The 6,135-nt window shown below is 52.3% G+C and carries 7 protein-coding genes; 5 read left to right on the top strand and 2 right to left on the bottom strand.

Annotation, left to right across the window (positions count from 1 at the left end; all coding sequences use genetic code 11):
- Nucleotides 1-148 precede the first annotated feature (148 nt).
- From P1S59_14040 to P1S59_14060, 5 genes are all read left to right on the top strand, one after another.
- Nucleotides 149-301 (top strand): hypothetical protein, encoded by a 153-nt coding sequence (locus P1S59_14040; protein ID MDF1527351.1) that lies wholly within the window; start codon nucleotides 149-151, stop codon nucleotides 299-301.
- A 58-nt stretch (nucleotides 302-359) separates the two neighbouring features.
- Nucleotides 360-1,181, top strand: a complete 822-nt coding sequence (locus tag P1S59_14045; protein ID MDF1527352.1) for a transporter substrate-binding domain-containing protein — start codon at nucleotides 360-362, stop codon at nucleotides 1,179-1,181.
- 342 nt (nucleotides 1,182-1,523) lie between these two features.
- Nucleotides 1,524-2,507 (top strand): ABC transporter permease subunit, encoded by a 984-nt coding sequence (locus P1S59_14050; protein MDF1527353.1) that lies wholly within the window; start codon nucleotides 1,524-1,526, stop codon nucleotides 2,505-2,507.
- Nucleotides 2,500-3,231 carry an amino acid ABC transporter ATP-binding protein gene (locus P1S59_14055; GenBank protein MDF1527354.1) on the top strand — a complete coding sequence of 244 codons (732 nt, stop codon included), beginning with the start codon at nucleotides 2,500-2,502 and terminating at the stop codon, nucleotides 3,229-3,231. Before P1S59_14050 ends, P1S59_14055 begins: the two co-directional genes overlap by 8 nt.
- 107 nt (nucleotides 3,232-3,338) lie before the next feature.
- On the top strand, nucleotides 3,339-3,905 hold the full coding sequence (locus tag P1S59_14060) for a flavin reductase family protein (protein ID MDF1527355.1): 567 nt from the start codon (nucleotides 3,339-3,341) through the stop codon (nucleotides 3,903-3,905).
- Between the two features lie 108 nt (nucleotides 3,906-4,013).
- Here the strand turns inward: P1S59_14060 and P1S59_14065 are convergent, their stop codons facing one another.
- Both P1S59_14065 and P1S59_14070 read right to left on the bottom strand, forming a co-directional pair.
- Nucleotides 4,014-4,589 (bottom strand): M48 family metallopeptidase, encoded by a 576-nt coding sequence (locus P1S59_14065; protein ID MDF1527356.1) that lies wholly within the window; start codon nucleotides 4,587-4,589, stop codon nucleotides 4,014-4,016.
- A gap of 271 nt (nucleotides 4,590-4,860) precedes the next feature.
- Nucleotides 4,861-5,913 carry a mechanosensitive ion channel family protein gene (locus tag P1S59_14070; GenBank protein MDF1527357.1) on the bottom strand — a complete coding sequence of 351 codons (1,053 nt, stop codon included), beginning with the start codon at nucleotides 5,911-5,913 and terminating at the stop codon, nucleotides 4,861-4,863.
- Between the last annotated feature and the right edge of the window lie 222 nt (nucleotides 5,914-6,135).

Below are 6,135 nucleotides of genomic sequence, written 5' to 3' on the forward strand. Positions count from 1 at the left end.
CGGTTCATCGGACCCAAAACGAAAAAACAGCCTCTCAGACACTTCGACCGGAGGCCGGCCAAAACCAATCTCGGATTTCGGGGCACTTAGTCCCATTGACACCGAAAAATAACCGATGGTATATTGCACATTTCATGGGGAGGGGTATGTGCGAGATAAAACCGAAGCAATACAGGTCAAATGTCCCATCTGTGATCACACCGAGATTGTTTATATCCCACAGGAAGAAATTCCCCGATGTCCCATCGACGACGTTCAAATGGTGATCTGCGAGCTTCTCGGCGAAGGGAAATCCTATTGAGGCCGGGTCTGATCCGTGATGCCGGCACTTTATTCCGGACGATTAATAAGGAGGAAGCATGAAACGTTTTACAATTGCTACTGCATGTATCCTGTCCGTGTGCCTGCTGGCCCTTCCGGTCTTCGCGGCAGACAACAGCCTCGCTGAAAAATCCACCCTTCATTCCATACTGAAATCCGGCAAACTCCGTGTCGGAATGGAACCCGGATACATGCCCTTCGAGATGCAGAATAAGGAGAGCAAGGTCGTCGGTTTTGACGTGGACATGGCCAAGCTGATGGCCAGGGAAATGGGTGTTGAGCTGGAACTGGTGCCTACCGGGTGGGACGCCATTATCGGATCCCTCCTCACCGACAAGTTCGATATTATCATGAGCGGTATGACTGTCACCCAGCAGCGAAACCTGAAGGTCAACTTCGCCGACCCCTATATTATCGTGGGCCAGACGATCCTTCTCAGCAAAAAACTTGAGGGCACCGTTAAAAGTTACAAAGATCTCAACGATAAAAAATATACGGTCACCTCCAAACTCGGCACTACCGGGGAGCAGGCTGTGAAGAAGAACATTCCCCGAGCCAACTATAAAAGCTTCGAGACCGAGCCGGAAGCTGCCCTTGAGGTGATCAACGGGAAAGCAGATGCCTTTGTCTATGACCTCCCCTACTGTGTCGTTTTCTACGCCCAGAAGGGCGCAGGCAAACTGGTTTTTCTGGATGAGCCCTTCACCTTCGAGCCCCTTGGCTGGGCGATCAAGCAGGGTGACCCTGACTTCCTGAACTGGCTCAACAACTTCCTTGCCCAGGCCAGGGGTGACGGCCGCTATGACAAGATCTACCAGCGGTGGATCACCGGCACCGACTGGATCAGGGATGTTCAGTAGAGACCACTCATAAAGACATGGGTTCGGGGGGCTGACATAGCCCCCCGAACCTTGTTAAACAGTAGTCAAAGTCATCAACGCGCCCCGAGGGGGGCGCCCGGATCAGTGAACAGCCGCGCCTGGGAGAGGCGCCCGGATCGAGTGCCAAAGGCTGTGTGTTCGATCCGTGAGGGAACCGAAAACCACGCTTTTCGGTTCCCGTTAAGCCAAAGTCCCGCACAGACTTTGGCGATATATAAGCAGTCACCGTAAGGAAAGCGGAAATGACACTTTTCGCTTTCCGAGGAGCAAAAAACCACTCATGGATTTTTTGCGACCCTGACATAGTTACGGAGAGAGCTATTGGATGCCTTAAAAGATCTTTTTCATAACGCGCGGTTCCGCCACTCACTCTCCTGGATCGCCCTTTTCGTGATCCTTACAGGTTTCCTCGCCGGAACCGTCATTACCACCAACAAAGTCGACTACATCTGGCGATGGGAACAGATTCCAAGGTACATCCTTTTTAAGGAAACAATCGAAGTCATAGTACAAGAGGATGCTACCGTTACCGCCATTGAAAATGAGGGAGCCAACACTCTCATCGTGGCTATCGATTTTCTCGATGAGGAACGGTACTACACCATTCCCACAAAGATGTTATCAACAAGGGTCGGTGATGAGATTCAACGCGGGCAGACCCTGGCTGAAGGAAAAAGATGGAAACCAGGCCTGCTGCTCACCGGACTCCTCATGACTCTGCAAATCTCGGTAATTTCAATATTTCTGGGGATCATTATCGGGTTGATCACAGGTCTGGCCAGACTTTCCAATAGTCCGGCACCCAAATGGTTGGCTATTGGCTATATCGAACTCATCAGGGGTACTCCCCTTCTTGTTCAGATCTACATCTTCTACTTCTTTATCGGGCAGGTATTCAGGTTGTCGAGCTTCATGGCCGGTGTCCTTGCTTTGTCTTTTTTCGCCGGCGCCTACATAGCAGAAATAATAAGAGCAGGCATCCAGTCTATCCACCGGGGCCAGATGGAGGCTGCCCGCTCCCTGGGCATGAACTACCCCCAGGCCATGCGGCACATAATCCTTCCCCAGGCATTCAAACGGATACTTCCGCCCCTGGCTGGTCAATTCATATCGCTCATAAAAGATTCCTCCCTGGTGGGGGTCATCGCCCTCGTCGAACTTACCAGGGCCGGGAGGGAGATCGGGACAAGCACCTTCAACTATTTCGAGGTTTTCTTCACAGTTGCGATCCTTTACCTCATCCTGACCTTCAGCCTGTCCATGATCGTCCAGTATCTGGAGAGGAGGTTTGCGGCCAGTGATTGATGTCAGCAATGTTTACAAAACTTTCTATTCAAGACACAAGGTTGCAGCGCTGGTCGATGTCTCCCTGCAGGTGGATAAGGGCGAGGTCGTGGTTATATGCGGCCCCTCGGGGTCCGGTAAAAGCACCCTCCTGCGATGTCTCAACCACCTGGAGACGATCGACAAGGGCAATATCATCATTGACGGGATCCATCTTACCGACTCACGCACCAACATCAACAATGTCCGTGCCGAGGTGGGGATGGTGTTCCAGAGTTTCAACCTTTTCCCGCACATGACAGTGCTGGAAAACGTCAGTATCGCCCAGATAAAGGTGCGCAGGAGGTCACGACAGGAAGCGGAAAAACTCGCTATGGAGTTGCTCAAAAAGGTTGGGATCCCGGAAAAAGCGAAATCATATCCTTCGCAACTGTCCGGAGGGCAACAGCAGAGAGTGGCCATCGCAAGAGCCCTTGCCATGCAGCCAAAGATCATGCTGTTTGATGAACCCACCTCAGCCCTCGACCCCGAGATGATCGGGGAAGTGCTTGACGTCATGAAGACCCTGGCCCGGGAAGGGATGACCATGTGCTGTGTCACCCACGAGATGGGGTTTGCCCGTGAGGTGGCTGACAGGATCGTTTTCATGGATGAGGGGGGCATTGTTGAAATCGGGACGCCGGATGAGCTGTTTAATGATCCCAAGGAGGATCGAACTAAGGCGTTCCTGGCGCAAATACTGTAAGGAAAGAAGGATGAATAGTGAAGGATGGAGGATGAAAAAATACACACATCAATTCGTCCCCTTTATTTTTCATCCCCTCCCTCCTTCCTTGTTTTTGGAGGTTCACTATGCAAAAACGATCTATAAAACCTTCCACCTTCCTCGCCCCGGTTCCCGTGGCCCTTGTCACCTGCCAGGACAAAGGCGGGCGGCCCAACATAATCACCATTGCGTGGACCGGAGTGGTCTGTTCAGACCCGCCCATGGTCAGCATAAGCCTCAGGCCCTCCCGATACTCATACGGCATCATAAAGGAAACCGGAGAGTTTGTTGTGAATATACCCACCGTTGATATTATTCTGAAGGCTGATCACTGCGGAATAACTTCGGGTAAGGATTCGGACAAGTTCGCGGATACCGGATTGACGCCAGTGAGCGCCGAAAAGGTCACACCACCTCTTATAGGGGAATGTTGCGTGTCCATGGAGTGCAGGTTAACGGAGATCGTACCCCTGGGAATTCACGACATGTTCCTGGGAGAGATCATTGCGACACACGTTGCCGAGGAGGCCTTCGACGCTGACGGAAATATCCGGATGGAAATCATCAACCCTCTAGGTTACAGCCCCATAGATCGCACCTATAGGGCTATGGGAGACGCACTGGGGGGGTACGGGTTTTCCAGGAAAGGATAAGTCGTTGATACAAAACCTGAAGGAGGAATAGGGAAGGAGGGAGGAGGAATAATACGTTTTCCTTCGAACTCCGCACTGTACTTTCGTCCCCAGCCCTGCTCTTCCGCCCTACGCCCTCAGCACTCCGTACTGCATTTTCGCCCACTCGGGAACGTCCTCCATTCCCTTCTTCGCCTGGCTGTTGAAACTCCGGTATTCCGGTTCCAGGGAACTCACCATATTCCAGAACCCACGGGAGTGGTTCAGGTGGACCGTGTGGCACAGCTCATGGTTCAGGATGTATCTGACCACCTCAGGCCTGAGGAAAAGAAGCCGATAGTTGAGGTTGATATTACCCCTGGAGGAGCAGCTTGCCCAGCGCGTCTTCTGTCCCCGCACGGAAACAGTTCCAAAGGGCAAACCTGACTGGGCGCTCAATTCCTCTAGCCACGGCACCAGGGAGGCCCTGGTCTGTCGAACGAGCCACCGTCTGAGCCCAAGTATTACTTCCCTTTTTTTCTCAATCTTCCCGCTGACTATCAGCACTCCGCTCCCGTTACTTCGAGCCTGTACCGATCGACTGCCTGTCTTGCGGTACCTTACGGTCCACTCCTGGCCCAGGGCGGGGAGGTAGATCTCATCAGGCAGGTGAACGGGAGAAGGGGCAGAGATGAGGTCCCTGAGATGTCGGAGGATGCTTTTCAAGTAAAGTCCTTTATTTGAATGAAGTGTGAAACGTGAAGAGTGAATCCCGCCAGTGGCGGGACTGTTCACTTAACATTCTGACATACTATTGAGGATTCCGAAGAGCGATAACTCAGTTAATTGTCGCCCTGGATGGACCATGCTCACCGGCCGTCAAGAGTGCGCCAGATACGAGGCACGATTGACGAGGCAACCGGAGCGTACACGACATCGTACGTGAGGATTGCCGAGGAGGGAGTACGAAGTAGATAATGTGCTATTGGAAGCCGCATTAACCCTCCTTCTCAACAAAGAGCGTCTGCGTCGGATAGGCAAACTTGATGTTCTCATGGCCGAAGCGCTCGTAGATCGCCAGATAGATCTTTTCCTGGACATTCATGTACAGGTTGTAGTCCCGGTCGAGAACATAGTATACCGTTTCAAAATCGAGGGAATGGGTTCCGAACCTGGAAAAGTTGGAGCGGTCGAAACGCACCTGGTCCTGGGCCTCGATGGCCTCCCGTAAAATCACCGGTATCTTCTCCAGCTTATCTTTTGGCGTCTGGTAGGTGACTCCCAGGCCAAACAGCACTCTCCTCTCATTCATGCGACCGTAGTTCCTGATCCGGCTGTTTAGCAGATCATTGTTGGCGAAGACGATCTGCTCGCCGGACAGACTGTGAACCCGCGTGGTCTTGAGACCCACGTGCTCCACGGTGCCCAGTTGCTCGCCCACGATGATGAAATCCCCTATGACAAAGGGCTTGTCCAGGACAATGGACAGGGCCGCGAACAGGTCACCGAGAATATTCTGCAGAGCCAGGGCCACAGCTATGCCGGATATCCCGAGCCCTGCAACGAGGGCGGTGATCTCTATTCCGAGGTTGTTTAGTGCCAGCAACACGACAATGGCCCATAGTGCCACCTTGGCCATCCAGGTAATAACGGAATAAGCTTCGAGGTTCAACCCTTCCGTGCCATCTTCGGCTGCGCGCCTAGTGACAAGGAAAGTGATCATTCCATTGCCCCATAATCCTATCTGAAAAAACAGGATTACGAACACCACCCCGACGATCAACCGTTCGACGTTTGCTGGAAGAAGGAGGACCATGGAGCCGCCGTAAACGGCAAAGCCGAAAAACAATGCCTTTTTGGTCCTCACCTGAACCAGGTCCGCAATGAAGTTATCAAGGTCCGTGGCCGTTCTTTCAGCCAGGATTTTAAGGCGTTTGCCTAACAACCTTCTTACCAGCCGCAGGCAAATATAGATGCCTGCGGCCAGGGTGCCCGAAATGATCCAGGTCAGCAGGGAATTACCGAAATATATCCGTTCCAGAATAAACACCTTGAACTCTCCTTTTCCCGCTGATGTTGAACCGCACTGTCATGGGGACCGTTAATGGGCTGTCACTATTTTTTTCGATGTTGTACAAAGTATTCGACTATTGGTCAAGGTTCCGCCATCGTCCAGAACAAGGTGCAGCTTTGGACCAGACACTAGACATAATGAATTGACCTGTCCAACCTTGAAGCCGTGGGTTATCCTTTGAGGTTGGGAACTTAGAGA

This window comes from bacterium (assembly GCA_029210965.1).
Classification (GTDB): Bacteria; BMS3Abin14; BMS3Abin14; order BMS3Abin14; family BMS3Abin14; genus JALHUC01.

Bases quoted from the DNA above. Each gene is read 5' to 3' on its own strand.
- P1S59_14045 (MDF1527352.1), top strand. From the start codon at position 360: ATGAAACGTTTTACAATTGCTACTGCATGTATCCTGTCCGTGTGCCTG.
- P1S59_14060 (MDF1527355.1), top strand. From the start codon at position 3,339: ATGCAAAAACGATCTATAAAACCTTCCACCTTCCTCGCCCCGGTTCCC.